This is a genomic window from Streptomyces sp. WELS2 (assembly GCF_013870595.1).
Lineage (GTDB): Bacteria > Actinomycetota > Actinomycetes > Streptomycetales > Streptomycetaceae > Streptomyces.
Genome location: NZ_JACBWZ010000057.1, coordinates 1 through 16,881 on the forward strand (window position 1 = coordinate 1; position 16,881 = coordinate 16,881).

The 16,881-nt window shown below is 70.9% G+C and carries 15 protein-coding genes, 1 pseudogene and 1 riboswitch; of the genes and pseudogenes, 3 read left to right on the plus strand and 13 right to left on the minus strand.

From position 1 onward, the window contains the following. Positions 1–327: 327 nt before the first annotated feature. A complete protein-coding gene (locus H5J33_RS06130) occupies positions 328–939 on the minus strand; it encodes a hypothetical protein (RefSeq protein ID WP_181793743.1) in 612 nt (203 codons plus the stop codon). 35 nt (positions 940–974) lie between these two features. Further along, a complete protein-coding gene (locus H5J33_RS06135; protein WP_181793745.1) occupies positions 975–1,550 on the minus strand; it encodes a GNAT family N-acetyltransferase in 576 nt (191 codons plus the stop codon). A gap of 140 nt (positions 1,551–1,690) precedes the next feature. Here H5J33_RS06135 and H5J33_RS06140 point away from each other — a divergent pair. Both H5J33_RS06140 and H5J33_RS06145 read left to right on the plus strand, forming a co-directional pair. Further along, positions 1,691–2,245: pseudogene (locus H5J33_RS06140) on the plus strand (TOBE domain-containing protein); the annotation flags it as partial. A 28-nt stretch (positions 2,246–2,273) separates the two neighbouring features. Next, positions 2,274–2,693, plus strand: coding sequence for a molybdopterin-binding protein (locus H5J33_RS06145; protein ID WP_181793747.1), 420 nt, complete (start codon positions 2,274–2,276; stop codon positions 2,691–2,693). A 54-nt stretch (positions 2,694–2,747) separates the two neighbouring features. On the opposite strand, the gene gcvP is transcribed toward H5J33_RS06145, so the two are convergent. Further along, complete coding sequence (gcvP, locus tag H5J33_RS06150; RefSeq protein WP_181793749.1) at positions 2,748–5,633, minus strand: aminomethyl-transferring glycine dehydrogenase; 2,886 nt, start codon at positions 5,631–5,633, stop codon at positions 2,748–2,750. A 175-nt stretch (positions 5,634–5,808) separates the two neighbouring features. After that, positions 5,809–5,903, minus strand: a riboswitch (glycine riboswitch). A gap of 119 nt (positions 5,904–6,022) precedes the next feature. On the opposite strand from gcvP, the gene H5J33_RS06155 reads away from it, so the two are divergent. Then, positions 6,023–6,394: a PRC-barrel domain-containing protein gene (locus H5J33_RS06155; RefSeq protein ID WP_181793751.1), complete on the plus strand. Its 372-nt coding sequence runs from the start codon at positions 6,023–6,025 to the stop codon at positions 6,392–6,394. Here H5J33_RS06155 and H5J33_RS06160 read toward each other — a convergent pair. The 10 genes from H5J33_RS06160 to H5J33_RS06205 form a co-directional block, all read right to left on the minus strand. Next, positions 6,316–7,803 carry a DNA polymerase IV gene (locus H5J33_RS06160; RefSeq protein ID WP_181793753.1) on the minus strand — a complete coding sequence of 496 codons (1,488 nt, stop codon included), beginning with the start codon at positions 7,801–7,803 and terminating at the stop codon, positions 6,316–6,318. The genes H5J33_RS06155 and H5J33_RS06160 overlap by 79 nt on opposite strands. A 133-nt stretch (positions 7,804–7,936) precedes the next feature. After that, positions 7,937–8,620 (minus strand): MerR family transcriptional regulator, encoded by a 684-nt coding sequence (locus H5J33_RS06165; RefSeq protein WP_181793755.1) that lies wholly within the window; start codon positions 8,618–8,620, stop codon positions 7,937–7,939. Between the two features lie 262 nt (positions 8,621–8,882). Next, positions 8,883–9,356, minus strand: coding sequence for a bifunctional nuclease family protein (locus H5J33_RS06170; RefSeq protein WP_003988851.1), 474 nt, complete (start codon positions 9,354–9,356; stop codon positions 8,883–8,885). Between the two features lie 85 nt (positions 9,357–9,441). Further along, complete coding sequence (locus H5J33_RS06175; RefSeq protein WP_181793757.1) at positions 9,442–10,179, minus strand: MerR family transcriptional regulator; 738 nt, start codon at positions 10,177–10,179, stop codon at positions 9,442–9,444. A gap of 44 nt (positions 10,180–10,223) precedes the next feature. Continuing rightward, the gene (locus tag H5J33_RS06180; protein WP_181793759.1) at positions 10,224–11,054 is read right to left on the minus strand and encodes an FHA domain-containing protein; all 831 of its coding nucleotides are present in this window, start codon (positions 11,052–11,054) and stop codon (positions 10,224–10,226) included. Positions 11,055–11,244: 190 nt separating this feature from the next. Beyond that, the gene (locus tag H5J33_RS06185; protein WP_181793761.1) at positions 11,245–12,126 is read right to left on the minus strand and encodes a DUF881 domain-containing protein; all 882 of its coding nucleotides are present in this window, start codon (positions 12,124–12,126) and stop codon (positions 11,245–11,247) included. Between the two features lie 5 nt (positions 12,127–12,131). Beyond that, a complete protein-coding gene (locus H5J33_RS06190; RefSeq protein WP_003988855.1) occupies positions 12,132–12,464 on the minus strand; it encodes a small basic family protein in 333 nt (110 codons plus the stop codon). Beyond that, positions 12,461–13,369, minus strand: coding sequence for a DUF881 domain-containing protein (locus H5J33_RS06195; protein ID WP_181793763.1), 909 nt, complete (start codon positions 13,367–13,369; stop codon positions 12,461–12,463). Before H5J33_RS06195 ends, H5J33_RS06190 begins: the two co-directional genes overlap by 4 nt. Before the next feature lie 175 nt (positions 13,370–13,544). Continuing rightward, positions 13,545–16,040 (minus strand): mannose-1-phosphate guanyltransferase, encoded by a 2,496-nt coding sequence (locus tag H5J33_RS06200; protein ID WP_181793765.1) that lies wholly within the window; start codon positions 16,038–16,040, stop codon positions 13,545–13,547. A gap of 114 nt (positions 16,041–16,154) precedes the next feature. Beyond that, on the minus strand, positions 16,155–16,763 hold the full coding sequence (locus H5J33_RS06205; RefSeq protein ID WP_030603418.1) for a CDP-alcohol phosphatidyltransferase family protein: 609 nt from the start codon (positions 16,761–16,763) through the stop codon (positions 16,155–16,157). Positions 16,764–16,881 lie beyond the last annotated feature (118 nt).

A 16,881-nucleotide genomic window follows, 5' to 3' on the forward strand; every position in this document is an offset into this window, starting at 1 on the left:
TGGCCGGTGACGGCTGAAGGCGCGCAGAACGGGGGGTGGCGCATGAGCGAGTCCTCGCGGGCCAGATGCTCCTCCCGGGCCGCGCGGCGCAGCTCGGCGGAGCGCAGGCGGTGCAGTTCGAGCTCGTACATGGCGGGTCCCTCCGGGGATTCGGTGGCGGGTGCCGCTTTCCGCGACGCCTCCCACCCTCCTCCCGCGGCCGGGTCCGTCGCATCGGGAGAGTGCCGCATCTTCGCGCGTGGGGCGGTCCGTACGCGCGCGTAAGGGGCCTTAGGGCGTCCGCGCACCAGGCGGGGACGCCCTAAGGCCCCTGGGAGCCGTGTCCGGTCAGCCGGCGGAGGGCACGGCCAGCAGGGCGTCGGAGTACTTCAGGACGGCCAGCAGCAGGCCGATGACGCCGAGCGTGAGGCCCGCCCAGGCCACCGACCTGATCCACGCGGCCTGCGGACGGCCCGGGGCACCGAACGCGGGCCGGACCAGCACCACCACGGCGGTGATCAGCGCGGCCAGCGCGAACAGCCCGGCCCACAGGGCGGTGGTGTGCCAGGCGTCGCCGTAGACCTCCTTGAGCTGGGTGCCGACGCTCGCGCTGGTGGACGTCCGCAGCTGGCCGATGAGCTGCTCGCGGGCGGCGGCGACGGTGCCGGTCCAGCCGCCGGTGAGCGAGACCAGGCCCAGCGCGGCGGAGACGACGGCGCCCGCGCCCTGGCCGACCCCGGAGGGCACCTTGCCGCCGGCGCCGTCCGCCTCGCCTTCCCCGGCGCCCTCGGCGTCGTCGTCGTCCCGGCCGGCCGCGTCCACCGGCTCGGCGGTCCTCCCGGTCTCCTCGGTCTCCGTCACGGCCCCGGGGCCGGCCGTGGTCGTCTCGTCGTCCTCGCGCGCCTCGGTACCGGTCCCGGTGCCGGCGGTCTCGGCGCCTTCCGCTGTCTTCGTTGCCATGCCCGGCACCGTACGGACGCTGTCTGAGAGGCGTCTTAATGATCGTTTCGCGCGGTACGCGCGCGTGCCGCACGCCACTCGGGTGCCAGCACCGCCCAGATCTCCGTGCTGGTGCGCACGCCCCGGTGCGGGTAGTTCTCGCGGAGCACGCCCTCGCGGGTCATGCCGAGCCGCCGGGCCACGTTGATGCTCGGCTCGTTGGCCGAGGACACCTGCCACTCCACCCGGTGCATGCCGCGCTCCTCGAAGGCCCAGTCGAGCAGGATCCGCATACCGCGCGTGACCAGCCCGCGTCCGGCCGCGGCCGGTTCCAGCCAGCAGCCGGCCTCGCAGACCCCGCTCGCGGTGTCCCAGACGCGGAACAGCAGCCCGCCGACGAGCTTGCCGTCCAGCCAGATCCCGTGCAGGCCGCCGGCGTCGGCGGCGCGCTTGTCGGCGTACGACTTCAGCCAGGCACGGGCCCCGTCGAGATCGGACACCGCGTCCGCGAGCCCTACGTGCCGGCCGATGAACTCCCGTCCCCGGTCGATGTTCTCCAGCAGCTCACCGGCGTGCCAGACCTCCAGGGGCCGCAGTTCGGCACCGTCGTCACCGAGTGGCATCGCGTACATGAAGCCGTACTTCCTTCCCGCAGTCCGTCCGCCGGGACCCGGTCGGTACGGCCGAAATACGTCAGTCGGACTGGTCACCGAACGCCATGATCATCGTGCCGGCGACCAGCAGCCACAAGGCCCTTCGGGTACGGCCCCTGGCCCGCACCCGCCTGGAGGTCCGCGCCGGGCTCCGCCGCCATCTCGCCGAGTTCGAAGCGGTCTCGGTCCTGGTCACGCACGACCCGCTGGACGCCATGGTGCTCGCCCACCGCCTGGTGGTCGTGGAGCACGGCCGGGTCGTGCAGCAGGGCGTTCCCGCCGACATCGCCCGGCACCCGCGCACGGACTACATCGCCCGGCTCGTCGGCCTCAACCTCTACCGGGGACAGGCCGCGGGGCACGCCGTACGGCTCGACGCGGGGCCCGCGATCACGACGACGCAGGAGCTGTCCGGGCCGGCCTTCGTGGCGTTCCCGCCGTCCGCCGTGACCCTGTTCCGGGACCGGCCCTCCGGTGTGAGCGCCCGCAACCTGTGGCGCTGCGAGGTCAACGGCCTGGAGACGCACGGCGACCGGATCCGCGCCGACCTCACCGGTGAGCTGCCGCTCGCCGCGGACCTGACGACGGTGGCCGCCGCCGAGCTGGGCCTGCGCCCCGGTACACCGGTCTGGGCGACGGTGAAAGCGACCCAGACCCGCGCATACCCGGCCTGACCGGATATGCGCCCTACGGTGGGTGCCCATGACCCTGAGCATCCGCAACCAGCTGCCCGGCACCGTCACCGAGGTCCACGCAGGCCAGGTCATGGCCACCGTCGAGGTCCGGCTGGACGGCGGCCCGCACCTGCTGGCCGCCATCACCCTGGAGGCCGTCGAGCAGCTCTCCCTCGCGCCCGGCCGGCCCGTGCACGCCCTGGTGAAGTCCACCGAGGTCGCCCTCGCCGCCCGCCGGGCCGAGGGACTGTCCATCCGCAACCGGTTCCCCGGCACCGTCACCGAGGTCCGCCCGGGCGAGGTCATGGCCTCCGTGAGGATCGCCACGGCCGCCGGCGAACTCACCGCCGTCATCACCAGGGACGCAGTCGCCGACCTCGGCCTGTTCGTGGGCTCGGAGGTCATCGCCCTGATCAAGGCGACCGAGGTCTCACTGGCCTCCCCGTAGCGGCGGAAAGGCCCCGCCCGGAACACGGGCGGGGCCTTTCGGGCAGGGGTTCGCTCAGTCCTCGTAGGCGTCCAGCGGCGGGCAGGAGCACACCAGGTTGCGGTCGCCGAAGGCCTGGTCGATGCGGCGCACCGGCGGCCAGTACTTGTCGGCGGCCGAGACCCCGGCCGGGAAGACGGCCTGCTCACGGCTGTAGGCGTGCGTCCACTCGCCGCCCAGCGCGGCCGCGGTATGCGGGGCGTTCCGCAGCGGGTTGTCCTCCGCGGGCCACTCGCCCGAGCCGACCTTCTCGATCTCCGCGCGGATGGCGATCATCGCGTCGCAGAAACGGTCCAGCTCGGTGATGTCCTCCGACTCGGTCGGCTCGATCATCAGCGTGCCGGCCACCGGGAAGGACATGGTCGGCGCGTGGAAGCCGTAGTCGATCAGGCGCTTGGCGACATCGTCCACGCTCACGCCGGTCGCCTTGGTGATCGGGCGCAGGTCGATGATGCACTCGTGCGCGACCAGACCGCCGGGGCCGGTGTAGAGCACCGGGTAGTGCGGCTCCAGGCGCTTGGCGATGTAGTTCGCCGACAGCACGGCCACCTGGGTGGCCCGCTTCAGGCCCTCGCCGCCCATCAGCCGGACGTACGCCCAGGAGATGGGCAGGATGCCCGCGCTGCCCCACGGGGCCGCCGAGATCGGGCCCACGCCCGTCTCCGGGCCGGCCTCCGGCTGGAGCGGGTGGTTCGGCAGGTACGGCGCGAGGTGCGACCGGACCGCGACCGGACCGACGCCCGGACCGCCGCCGCCGTGCGGGATGCAGAAGGTCTTGTGCAGGTTCAGGTGGGAGACGTCACCGCCGAAGTGGCCCGGCTTGGCGAGACCGACGAGCGCGTTGAGGTTGGCGCCGTCGACGTACACCTGACCGCCGGCCTCGTGGACCCGGGCGCAGATGTCGGCGACGTGCTCCTCGAACACACCGTGCGTGGACGGGTAGGTGATCATCAGCACCGCCAGCTCGTCGCGGTACTGCTCGATCTTGGCGCGCAGGTCCTCGACGTCGATCTCGCCGTCCTCGGCGGTCTTGACGACGACGACCTTCATCCCGGCCATCACGGCGCTGGCGGCGTTGGTGCCGTGCGCGGAGGACGGGATCAGGCAGACGGTGCGCTGGTCGTCGCCGTTGGCGCGGTGGTAGCCGCGGACGGCGAGCAGACCGGCCAGCTCGCCCTGGGAGCCGGCGTTCGGCTGGAGGGAGACCTTGTCGTAGCCGGTGACCTCGGCGAGACGGTCCTCCAGCTCGCGGATGAGGGTGAGGTAGCCCTGCGCCTGCTCGGCGGGCGCGAAGGGGTGCAGCTGCCCGAACTCGGGCCAGGTGACCGGCTCCATCTCCGTGGTCGCGTTGAGCTTCATGGTGCAGGAGCCCAGCGGGATCATGCCGCGGTCGAGCGCGTAGTCGCGGTCGGCCAGCCTGCGCAGGTAGCGCAGCATGGCGGTCTCGGAGCGGTGCTGGTGGAAGACCGGGTGGGTGAGGTAGTCGTCGGTGCGCAGCAGCGCCTCGGGCAGGGCGTCCTCGGCGGTCGCGTCCAGCGCCTCGATGTCGGCCTCGACGTCGAACGCGGACCAGACGGCCTCCAGCCCGGCCCGGTCGGTAGTCTCGTCGCAGGCCGCGGAGACGTGGTCGGCGTCGACCAGCCGCAGGTTGACGCCCTTGTCCCGGGCGGCGGCGACGATCGCGGCGGCCTTGCCGGGCACGCGCGCGGTGACCGTGTCGAAGAAGGCACCGTGGACGGTCTCGACGCCGGCGGCCTTCAGACCCTCGGCGAGGAGGGTGGCGTAGCGGTGCGTGCGGCGCGCGATGGTCCGCAGGCCCTCGGGCCCGTGGTAGACGGCGTACATGCCGGCCATGACGGCGAGCAGCACCTGCGCGGTACAGATGTTGCTGGTGGCCTTCTCACGGCGGATGTGCTGCTCACGGGTCTGCAGCGCCAGCCGGTAGGCCTTGTGGCCGTCGGCGTCGACGGAGACGCCGACCAGCCGGCCGGGCAGGCTGCGCGCGAACTTCTCGTGTACGGCCATGTAGCCGGCGTGCGGACCGCCGAAGCCCATGGGCACGCCGAAGCGCTGGGTGGTGCCCACGGCGATGTCCGCGCCCAGCTCGCCCGGCGAGGTCAGCAGGGTCAGGGCGAGCAGGTCGGCGGCCACGGTCACCAAGGCGCCCAGCTCGTGCGCCTGGTCGATGACGGGCTTGAGGTCCCGTACGGCACCGGAGGCGCCCGGGTACTGGAGCAGCACGCCGTTGATCTCGCGCTCGGCGATCCCGGCCGGGATGCCGTCGGACAGGTCGGCGACGACGACCTCCACGCCGGTCGGCTCGGCGCGGGTCTCGATCACGGCGATGGTCTGCGGCAGCGCGTCCGCGTCGACCAGGAACAGGCCCTTCTTGTTCTTGCCCATGCGCCGGGACAGGGCCATCGCCTCGGCGGCGGCCGTGCCCTCGTCCAGCAGCGAGGCGCCGGAGGTGGGCAGCCCGGTCAGCTCGGCGACCATCGTCTGGAAGTTCAGCAGGGCCTCCAGACGGCCCTGGGAGATCTCCGGCTGGTACGGCGTGTAGGCCGTGTACCAGGCGGGGTTCTCCATGACGTTGCGCAGGATGACGGGCGGCGTGAAGGTGCCGTGGTAGCCCAGGCCGATCATGGAGCGCAGGACCTGGTTGCGGTCGGCGAGCGAACGCAGCTCGGCGAGCACCTCGGCCTCGGTGCGGGCGCCCGGCAGGTCCAGGGAGTCGGCGTTCTTGATCACATCCGGGACCGCGGCGGCGGTCAGCTCGTCCAGCGAGCCGTAGCCGACCTGCGCGAGCATCTTGGCCTGCGCCCCCTGGTCGGGCCCGATGTGGCGCTGCTCGAACGGGATGCCCGCTTCGAGTTCGGAGAGCGGAATGCGATGGGCGGTCATTGCGGAGGCCTCCTGGTCTGACGCGACCTGCGAGGGGCACCCCGGCGCGGGCACCCCGACGGCCTCCCCCTCTGTCATCTGCACCTGAGAGCTTCACCGGAACGCCCGCGGGCTCCGGCTTTCACCGTCGGCGAGGGCGGGAGCCGTCGACGCCCGCCCTGCTTTCCAGAGTGACCTCGTCCGCGCGGTACGTGAGCCTGAGAGATTCCGGGGAGGAGTTGCTCCTTCGGCGCCTCCGAGGTGATCGGAGGACTCTCCCGCGCGGGGTCAGCAGCCGCTGTCAGCTTACCAGCGAGGTCAACGGGGCAGCCTTCGAGTGGCCGCCTCCTCCAATGTGCTCTTTTGTAGTGCTTACGGATGAGTTGCGACCACGTGGAGGGAGAGGGACCGTGCAGACCGACATCGATCCGCGCAGCCTGATCGGCCGCAAGGCGTTCGACCGCAATGGCACCAAGATCGGCACGATCGACGAGGTGTACCTGGACGACGCGACCGGTGTGCCCGAGTGGGCGGCCATACGCACCGGCCTGTTCTCCCGGGACGCCTTCGTGCCCCTGGAACCCAGCGAACTGGTCGACGGCACCCTGCGCGTCCCCTTCGACCGCGCCCTGATCAAGGACGCCCCAGGCTTCGGCGTGGGCCGCCACCTCTCCCCCGAGCAGGAACTCCAGCTCTACCACCACTACGGCCTCGACGCGGCCTCCTCTCCCCCGCTCCCGGACCACGACTTCGGCAGACTGGCGGGCTCGGAGGAAACCTGACCCTGCTCCTCCGGGGTCAGGGGCGAAGCCCCGTGCCGGTCACCGTCCGGCGGACCGGGACGGATGGGCGGACGGGAAGGATCCGCGACCAACGGCAACGGATCCGCGGACGACAGCGCGGGGTCGTCCACGAAGAACGTCCGCACACGCCCCGGCTCCGACTGGGGCGTCTCGAACCGCACCGTCACCCTCCCCAGCCCGCTCCCCTGCACCCAGCCGGGCCCGTACTCGGCGTGCCGCACGTCCTGCCCGGCCCGCCAGTGCCGCTCCGCGGCCTCCGGCTGTTCCGCCTCGGCCTCGGCGGCGGCCTCCTCCGGCTCCTCCGCCACCCGCACCGGCATGGCCTGCGCGAACAGGTCCTCCTGGGTGTAGTCGGCCAGCCCGGACACCCCGACCCCGAGCAGCCGTACCCCACCGGTGGTGTCCACGGAGTCCAGCAGCCGCGCCGCGGCCTCGCGGATGACGGCCGGATCGTCGGTGGGCCCTCTGAGCGTCTCGGAGCGGGTCAGGGTCGAGAAGTCGTACCGCCGTACCTTGAGCACGATGGTCCGCCCGGACAGCCCGGCCCCGCGCAGCCGCCGCACACACCGGTCGGCCAGCCGCTGCACCTCCAGGCCGACCCGCACCCGGTCGTGGATGTCCACGTCGTACGTGTCCTCCACCGACACCGACTTGGCCTCCCGCTCGGCCACCACCGGCCGCTCGTCCCGGGCGTGGGCCATCGCGTACAGCGCCTGCCCGTGCGCCTTGCCCAGCAGCCGGACCAGCTCGTCCTCGCCCGCCTCCGCCAGCTCCCGCACCGTGGTGATCCCGGCTCTGCGCAGATGGTCCCCGGTGGCCGGCCCGACGCCCGGCAGCGTACGCACCGGCATGGGCGCCAGCATGTCCCGCTCGGTACCCGGCTCGATCAGCACCAGCCCGTCCGGCTTGGCCTGCTCGGAGGCGATCTTCGCGAGCATCTTGGAGGCGGCGAGCCCCACCGAACCGGTGAGCCCGGTGACCGCGCGGATGTCCGCCCGCAGCCTCTCCCCGGCACGGCGCGCCGACTCCTCGTCCCAGGCCGCTCCCCCGGCCTCCAGGTCCACGAACGCCTCGTCCAGGCTCAGCGGCTCCACCAGCGGCGACAGCTCCCGCAGCAGCGTCATCACCTGCTCGCTGACCGCCCGGTACAGGGTGAAGCGCGGCACCAGGTAGGCCGCGTTGGGCGCCAGCCGGCGCGCCTGCGCCATGGGCATCGCCGAGTGGACCCCGAACACCCGTGCCTCGTACGACGCGGTGGCCACCACACCGCGCGGTCCGAGTCCGCCCACGACGACCGCCTTCCCGCGCAGGCTCGGCTTGGACGCCTGCTCCACCGCGGCGAAGAAGGCATCCATGTCGAGATGCAGGATCGTGGGCGCGTTTCTCACATCTCCGATGCTGCACCACGGCACTGACAACGCGGTGGCACAGGGGCGCCCATGACCGGAACCGGGCGGCGGGGCCGACCCGTCGCGGGCCCACGCCTGAGCGCGACGCACCGGCCGCGCGGGCGTGGACGCCTCAGACCGCCCGGTTGCGGCGCCGCGCCAGCTCGTCCGCGGGGTTGTGCCCGACCAGCGTCTCACCGGTGTCGATGCGCTCGCCGTGCAGCTGGGAGAGGGCGCTTTCCACGTCCCGCCACACCACGCCGACGGCGATGCCGAAGATGCCCTGACCGCCCTGGAGCAGGGCGTGGACCTCGTCCGGCGAGGAACACTCGTACACCGTGGCACCGTCGCTCATCAGGGTCATCCGCTCCAGATCACGGAAACCGCGTTCCCGGAGGTGCTGCACGGCCGTGCGGATGTTCTGCAGTGACACGCCCGTGTCCAGAAAGCGCTTCACGATCTTGAGGACGACGACGTCCCGGAAGCTGTACAGCCGCTGGGTGCCCGACCCGTAGGCGGGCCGCACACTGGGCTCGACCAGGCCGGTGCGGGCCCAGTAGTCCAGCTGTCGGTAGGTGATGCCGGCGGCAGCGCAGGCCGTGGGCCCGCGGTAGCCGATCTGCTCGGACGTCATGGACGCCACCCCTCCGCCGTTCGGCACCGCCGTCGGCAGCTGCGGAGCGTGCTCCACCGCGCCGCCGGGATGGGCATGTCCCCCGCCTGAGCGCAGCCGCGAACTCGGGGGCGGGTACGGACCGCTCTCCCCGAAACCGCGTCCCGGGGCACCCCCGACCGTACCGTCGCCGCTGGTTCTCACGCCGACCTCCGTCCTTGACCTGCCTTCTCGACGGTAGGCAGTCACCAGGGGTGCGTCAACGATCGCCACACTCGGCACGCCGAGTGATAATCACCCTAGGAGTGGTTTCCCGTGTCCCACCGCGGGGAAAGGCTAGCCGAATGCGCTCGCGGCGAGACGTAGGACGCTCACACTGCCGGAGGCATGTGCCAGGACGCCAAACGCACCGAGGCCACCGATCCGGCCCGGCGAAACCCCTGGTCCGAAGGGCCGGCCGGGCCGCTCACTGGCTGCTGGAACCGAAGTCCTCGGGGGAGATCTGGTCCAGGAACTCCCGGAACTTCTCCACCTCGTCCTCCTGCTCGTCCGGAATGGCGATGCCCGCGTCGTCCAGCACCGTGTCACTGCCGTAGATCGGCGTACCGGTGCGCAGAGCCAGCGCTATGGCATCGGAGGGGCGGGCGCTGACCTCGACCCCACTGGCGAACACCAGCTCCGCGTAGAAGACACCTTCTCGCAGATCGGTGATGCGCACCTCGGTCAGCTCCTGGCCGACGGCCTCCAGCACGTCCTTGAACAGGTCGTGGGTCAGCGGTCGCGCGGGGGCCATGCCCTGCTGGGCGAAGGCGATCGCCGTCGCCTCCCCCGGCCCGATCCAGATGGGGAGATAGCGGTCGCCCCCCACTTCGCGCAGGAGCACGATCGGTTGGTTGGAGGGCATTTCGACCCGGACACCTACGACATCGAGCTCGTTCACACAGCAACCCTAGGCCGTGCCCGGGACGTTTGGGTAGTCGGGCCGGGAACAGGTGCCCGATCCGGCCGCCCGAGGACCCCCCGTTTCACGGGATCCGCACCCCGAGAGCGGTCTTCACCAGGGCCGCGTGCAGCTTCATCGTGAGGTCCGCCAGCTCCTTCGTACGGGCCTCGGCGTGCGCCCGGGTCTGCGGGTTGCGGTGGCGCTTGAGCGGGGCCACGACCTGGTCGACCAGACCCGCCTCACGGTCCGCGGCGGCCTTCATCACCCTGAGGTGGCGCGGCTCGATCCCGAACCGGCCCAGCTCGGCGACCAGCGCGGCCACCGTGACGGCCTCGGCGTCGTACGCCCCGTCCTCCAGCGGAGCGATGAGCCCGTAGGACTCCCACTCCTTCAGCTCGCCCTCGTCGATGTCCGCGGCGGCCAGCAGCTCGGCCCGGCCCACCCTGGCCACCGTGGGGCCCTCCACGGCCGCCGAGGCGTCCTGCGCGGTGCGCTGGCGCCCGACCAGGGGCAGCGGGGCGGCCTCGCCCCGCTCCATGGCGTCCAAGTGCTCCCGGATCACCTTCAGCGGCAGATAGTGGTCCCGCTGCATCCGCAGGATGTGGCCGAGACGCTCGACGTCCTCGGCGCTGAACTTGCGGTACCCCGACGGGGTCCGCCGCGGCTCGACGAGCCCCTCCGACTCCAGGAAGCGGATCTTGGAGATGGTGACTTCGGGGAACTCGTCGCGCAGCACGTTCAGCACCGTGCCGATGCTCATCAGCCCACTGTCCCTGGCGGCGGTACCGCTTCCGGCACCGCCGCTCGGTGTTTGAAGCATGGACCTTCCCTCTGGGGTTCCCCCGGACGGTGCCCGGGGGCGGGTCAGTAGCCCTGCCGGCTCGCGTAGAACACCAGCCGGTACTTGCCGATCTGCACCTCGTCACCGTTCGACAGGGCGACCTGGTCGATGCGCTCGCGGTTGACGTACGTGCCGTTCAGGCTGCCCACGTCGGCCACCGTGAAGGAGCCGTCCGGGGAGCGCCGGAACTCCACGTGCCGCCGGGAGACCGTCACGTCGTCCAGGAAGATGTCGCTCTGCGGGTGCCGGCCGGCCGTCGTCAGGTCACCGTCCAGCAGGAAGCGGCTGCCCGAGTTCGGCCCCCGGCGCACCACGAGCAGCGCCGAACCCGGCGGCAGCGCGTCCACCGCGGCCTGCGCCTCCGGGGAGAGCATCGGCAGCGGCGTCTGGCCGGTCGCCTCGGAGTCGTACGCCTCCAGCCCGGAGATCGAGATCGTGGACGTCGTCTCGGAGGCCCGCTCCGGCGTCAGCCCGGGACGCAGCGGCGCCCCGCAGTGGGAGCAGAACCGCGCGTTCTCCGGATTGCGGTTACCGCACCTCGTACACACCAGGACCGACATCGACGGATCCTCCTGCCGCGGCTGCCCCGCCGGGGCATTGGACGCGTACGGGCCGGAGGCGAACCCTCCACCCGTACCTGAGGTTGACGGTTGCCCGAAACCTATGCCGCCGGACCGGGCAGGGTCAACTGACGCCGCGCCCTGACCTCCCTGAATGTCACCGCCCGGACCAGCGACCTGGTCCCGGAACAACGGGCGCTGGCCCTCCGCGTCAGGCTGTGCGCGATGGCGAGCGGTCGCGTTGTCGCTGCCCTCTCGCGCGCTCTTGCCGAACAACTTCGCAAACAACTTCACGGGCGATTCCCCTTGACCGAAACAGACCCGCCCGTGGGGCAGGACGAACCCTGATTGCCTACACCGGCCGAGCCGGACATTCTCACAACGTCCGTATCCACCAGACAGTTTCCACCACGCACCACCCCTTCGGTGCGCCGACCCCCCGCAACCTCATGCCCCTGCCCGACGGCCCCCATGCACCGCCGGTTCACTGGGAGGACGACCGAGCGTAGTCAGGCCGCTCCGCCCGCCGCAAGGCGTCCACGACGATCTTGTCCGACCGCTCGACGGTCACCGTGGCCTGCTCTTTCTCCAGAGTCTGCACCACGCCTCCCGGGATGTTCAGCGCCGGCTCGAGGTCCTGCGGCTTGCCGATGACCTTGAAACGATACGGCGCGTTGATCTTGTTCCCGTCGACGCTCACACTCCTGTCGGAGTCGGCGAAATAGGTCTCGGCGACCACCCGGACCCCGTTGACCTGGATCGCCTCCGCGCCGGCCGCGCGCAACTCCTGGATCGCGTCGAGCAGCATGTCCGCCTTGACCGTCCCCTTCGTGTCCTCGATCGTCATGGTGATGCCGGGACCCTGTGCCGCCACGGTGCCCGCGAGGATGCCGAGTTGCCTCGCCTTCTCCGCGGTCTGCCGACGTGCCTCGGCGGCCTGGTCGGAGCTGCTCTGCAGTTCCTGACGCTGCTTTTCGAGTCCCTGCTTCTCGTCCTCAAGACGCTGAGTACGCGAATCCAGTTCATCGAGGATGCGTACAAGATCTTCCTGACGTGCGCCGCGCAGCGCGCTGTCGGTGTCGCTGTTCGACGCCACCTGCACGGCCAGGCCGAAGCCGAGGCCGAACAGCAGCACGGCGACGATGAGTTGCGCCCGGGTGAAACGCGGCGGCCACAGGCCCTTGACGAGCCGCTGCCGCCCCGTCAGCGGCTGCGGGGGCCGCTGCTCGGCCTGCGGGCCGCTTCCGGGCGCGGGCACCGGCACCTCGGCCGGCAGCTCCCTGCGCAGCCGGTTCCCCGGCCGGTCGGCCGGGTCGCCGTGGGCGTTCTGTCCGTTCCCGGTGTTCCGCTCGTTCTGGTCGCTCATGGAGGTCACGCCCGGAACACGTGCCGGCGGATCGCCGCCGCGTTGGAGAAGATCCGGATGCCCAGGACGACCACCACGCCCGTGGACAGCTGCGCGCCCACGCCCAACTTGTCGCCCAGGAACACGATGAGGGCGGCGACGACCACGTTCGACAGGAACGACACCACGAAGACCTTGTCGTCGAAGATGCCGTCCAGCATGGCCCGCAGGCCGCCGAAGACGGCGTCCAGCGCTGCGACGACGGCGATCGGCAGATACGGCTCGACAACCGCCGGAACCTCGGGCCGGACCAACAGGCCGGCCACGACTCCCACTACGAGGCCCAGTACGGCGATCACGATGTGCCCTTCCCGGTTTTCCCGAACTTCGGCTGTGCTGTACGTACGATCACACTGGGAGCGGCGGGCAACCGGACCTCGCCCTCCGTCGAAATGGTGGCGCGGATGCCGTAGTTCTCCTCCAGGGCGTGCAGATACAGGCCGTCGGCGCTGTTCTGGAACCTGGTGCTCAACCTCTGCCCGTCCCCCACCGCCAGCACCGTGTACGGCGGCACCAGCGGCCTGTTGTCGACCAGTATCGCGTCACCCGCGGCCCTGATCGCGGACAGGGCGGTCAGCCGCTGCCCGTTGACGGAGACCGCCTCGGCCCCGGACGCCCACAGCCCGTTGACCACGCGCTGCATGTCCCGGTCCCGGACCCGGCCGGTGTCGGAGAAGCCCGACATCTCCCGCGGGTTGGAGCCGTCCCCGCCGCCGGCGGCCTCCTTGGCGTCGTTCACGACGAGTCTGACGCCGGGGCCGTGCACCGCGGCGGCACCCGACAGCAGACCCACCAGGTCCGCCTCGGCGCTGCCGCCGCTCGACTTCAGGGCCGCCCGACGGCGCGCGTCGACGTCGTCGCGCAGCTTGTCGACGGTGCTCTCCAACCGGTCCGCGTCCGCGGTCTCGCTGTCGACCCGGTCGATCAGCTCCTGGCGCTCCTTGGCCACCACGGGCGCCGACACCCGCGCCTGGGCCGCCCCCACGGTCACCACCAGCGCCGCGAGGACCAGCCCCGCGGCCAGGCCCAGCTTGGCCCGCAGGGTCTTGGGCAGACCGCCCTCGCCCGCGGACTTCCGCCGGGCGGCGGCCTCGGCGTATCCGTCGTCGAGGCTGTGGTCCATGACGTTGGTGATCAACGACATGGAGGCGTCCGGGCGCTGCGGCCGCGCGGGGCTGCTCCGAACGGGGGGTTGCTGCGGCATGCCGCACATCGTCGCATGTCGCGAGCAGTACCTCCGAACGGCCCCACCGGCGTGCCGGACAGGCCCCCTTGGGGGACACTTGTCCGGCACGCGCGCGTGCGGGGGGTCTACGCCCCCTCGAGCCGTTCGCCACCGCCCGGGGACGCCGTGCCGACGGCCCCGGGCCTGTGCGCCGTCACCGGCCGGCGCTGTCCACGACCGCCGACCACTCGTCCAGCAGGGCCTGCGCGGAGGCGTCGTCGGGGCCCTCCGCCCACAGGTGGGTGACGGCCTCAGCCGGGTCGGGCAGCACCATCACCCAGCGCCCGTCGGTCTCCACCACGCGCACACCGTCGGTCGTGTCGACGAAGCGGTCCCCGGCGGCCTCGACCACGCGCCGCATCACCAGGCCCTTGACGGCCCACGGCGTCGCCAGATCCCGCTTGAGGACGTGCGCCCGCGGGATACGGGCGTCGATCTGGCTCAGCGTGAGCTGGGTGCGCGCCACCAGTCCGATGAGCCGTACGAAGGCCGCCGTGCCGTCGTACACGCCGCTGAACTCGGGGACGATGAACCCGCCCTTGCCGTCGCCGCCGAAGATGGTGCCCTCCTCGCGCCCGACGCGCGTGAGGTCGTCCGGCGACGTGGTGGTCCACTCGACCTGGGTGCCGTGGTAGGCGGCCACCTGCTCGGCGATCCGGGTCGTGGTGACCGGCAGCGCCACCCGCCCGCTGCGCCGCTCGGCGGCCACCAGGTCCAGCATCACCAGCAGCGCACGGTCGTCCTCGATGATCCGGCCCTTCTCGTCCACGAGCGACAGCCGCTCGCCGACGGGGTCGAACCGCACACCGAAGGCGGCACCCGAGGAGGCCACTATCTCCCCGAGCCGCACCAGCCCCTTGCGCCGCATCTCGGCCGTCTCCGTGGGCCGGGACTCGTCCAGACCGGGGTTGATGGTCAGCGAGTCCACGCCGAGCTTGCCGAGCAGGCTGGGCAGCACCAGCCCGGCACTGCCGTTGGAGGCGTCCACGACGACCTTGAGCCCCGACTCGGCTATCCCGGTCGTGTCGACGTTGCGCAGCAGCGACCCGGTGTACGAGTCGAAGACGCTCGCCGGGAAGTACAGGTCGCCGATCTCGCCCGGGAACGCCCGCCGGTACTCCTGGCGCGCGAACACCCGGTCGAGCTTGCGCTGGCCGCCCTGCGAGAGGTCCCCGCCCTGACTGTCGAAGAACATGATGTCCACGGAGTCCGGGACACCGGGCGAGGTCCGGATCATGATGCCGCCGGCGCTGCCCCGCGCCGTCTGCTGCCGGGCCACGGGCAGCGGCACGTTCTCCAGGTCGCGTACGTCGATGGCGCTGGCCTGGAGCGCGGAGATCACCGCCCGCTTGAGCGCTCGGGCACCGCGGGAGTGGTCGCGGGCCGTGGTCACCGTCGCGCCCTTCTTCAGGGTCGTCGCATAGGCGCCGGCGAGCCGTACCGCCAGCTCCGGTGTGATCTCCACGTTCAGGATGCCGGAGACCCCGCGGGCGCCGAAAAGATGCGCCTGACCGCGTGACTCCCAGATCACCGAGGTGTTGACGAAGGCGCCGGCCTCGATGGTCTTGAACGGGTACACGCGGACGTTGCCCTGGACGATCGACTCCTCGCCGATCAGGCACTCGTCGCCGATGACCGCGCCGTCCTCGATCCGGGCGGCACGCATGATGTCGGTGTTCTTGCCGACGACACAGCCCCGCAGATTGCTGTGCTGCCCGACGTAGACGTTGTCGTGCACGACGGCCTTGTGCAGGAAGGCCCCGCTCTTGACGACGACGTTGGAGCCGACGACGGTGTGCTCGCGGATCTCCGCGCCTGCCTCGACCTTCGCGTAGTCGCCGATGTACAGCGGTCCGCGCAGCACGGCGTCGGGGTGCACCTCGGCGCCCTCGGCCACCCACACGCCGGGCGAGATCTCGAAGCCGTCGATGTCGACGTCGACCTTGCCCTCGAGGACGTCGGCCTGGGCCTTCACATAGCTCTCGTGCGTGCCGACGTCCTCCCAGTAGCCCTCGGCGACATAGCCGTAGATCGGCTTGCCTTCCTTCATGAGCTGCGGGAAGACGTCACCGGACCAGTCGACGGGCACGTCCGGCTCGACGTAGTTGAAGACCTCGGGCTCCATGACGTAGATGCCCGTGTTGACGGTATCGGAGAAGACCTGTCCCCAGGTCGGCTTCTCCAGGAAGCGTTCGACCTTCCCTTCCTCGTCGACGATGGTGATGCCGAACTCCAGCGGATTGGGCACACGGGTCAGACAGACCGTGACCAGCGCGCCCTTCTCCTTGTGGAAGTTGATCAGTTCGGTGAGGTCGAAGTCGGTCAGGGCATCGCCGGAAATGACCAGGAAGGCATCGTCCTTCAACGCCTCCTCGGCGTTCTTGACGCTTCCGGCGGTACCGAGTGGCTTCTCCTCATTAGCATACGTGAGCTCCATCCCGAGCTCTTCGCCGTCACCGAAGTAGTTCTTCACGAGCGATGCCAGGAACTGCACGGTGACGACGGTCTCGTTGAGCCCGTGCCTTTTGAGCAGCCGTAGCACATGCTCCATGATCGGGCGGTTCGCCACGGGCAGGAGCGGCTTGGGCATGCTAGAGGTCATGGGGCGCAGGCGTGTGCCTTCGCCCCCGGCCATCACGACGGCCTTCATGTCGGAAGCGTCCTCCTCCAAGAGACGACGGTCTAGCCGACTTCACCCGTCCAGATTGTCCCGCACTTTTACACCGCGGGCCATCGAGGCGTTATGTCTGGACAATCGCCGAGCTCAATCGGCCATGGTGTCCGCGCGAACCAATCGGCGGACCTGTACCACGTAGAGCACTCCTGCCCACCAATACAGGGTTGTACCCCATCCGGCGAACGCCCATCCGAAAATAGCGGCGAGTGACGAGATCCAACCACTTCCGTCACTGAGGAGCAGGAGCGGGAAGGCGTACATCAAGTTGAACGTGGCGGCCTTCCCGAGGAAGTTCACCTGGGGCGGCGGATACCCGTGCCGGCGAAGGATGCCCACCATGACCAGCAGAACCAGTTCCCGCGCGAGCAAGAGCGCGGTCAGCCAGATCGGCAGGATCTCCCGCCAGGTGAGCCCCAGGAGCGTGGAAAGCACGTACAGGCGGTCGGCGGCGGGGTCGAGGAGCCGGCCGAGGCTGCTGATCTGATTCCAGCGCCGGGCGAGCTTGCCGTCGAGATAGTCGCTGACCCCGCTGAACGCCAGCACGAGGAGGGCCCAGCCATCACTCTTCGGGCCGCCGAACTCCGGCCTGAGGATCAACCACAGGAACAGGGGTACGCCGACGAGCCGTGCCATGCTGAGGATGTTGGGGATGGTGAGGACCCGGTCCGTTTGGACACGGGTCTCCTGGACCTCCACCCGGGGGCCTCCTGTGCGAAACGAGCCAATGATGCTTACTGACTTTACCTCAACGCAAAAAAGCTCCGGCTCCTGGGCAGTGCCCAAGAGCCGGAGCTTCAAAAGGAGTTCGGCGGCG

Excerpts from the sequence above, each read along its gene's own strand:
- H5J33_RS06130 (WP_181793743.1), bottom strand. The coding sequence starts at position 939 with ATGGCAACGAAGACAGCGGAAGGCGCCGAGACCGCCGGCACCGGGACC.
- H5J33_RS06135 (WP_181793745.1), bottom strand. The coding sequence starts at position 1,550 with ATGTACGCGATGCCACTCGGTGACGACGGTGCCGAACTGCGGCCCCTG.
- H5J33_RS06145 (WP_181793747.1), top strand. The coding sequence starts at position 2,274 with ATGACCCTGAGCATCCGCAACCAGCTGCCCGGCACCGTCACCGAGGTC.
- gcvP (WP_181793749.1), bottom strand. The coding sequence starts at position 5,633 with ATGACCGCCCATCGCATTCCGCTCTCCGAACTCGAAGCGGGCATCCCG.
- H5J33_RS06175 (WP_181793757.1), bottom strand. The coding sequence starts at position 10,179 with ATGCTTCAAACACCGAGCGGCGGTGCCGGAAGCGGTACCGCCGCCAGG.
- H5J33_RS06185 (WP_181793761.1), bottom strand. The coding sequence starts at position 12,126 with ATGAGCGACCAGAACGAGCGGAACACCGGGAACGGACAGAACGCCCAC.
- H5J33_RS06195 (WP_181793763.1), bottom strand. The coding sequence starts at position 13,369 with ATGCCGCAGCAACCCCCCGTTCGGAGCAGCCCCGCGCGGCCGCAGCGC.
- H5J33_RS06200 (WP_181793765.1), bottom strand. The coding sequence starts at position 16,040 with ATGAAGGCCGTCGTGATGGCCGGGGGCGAAGGCACACGCCTGCGCCCC.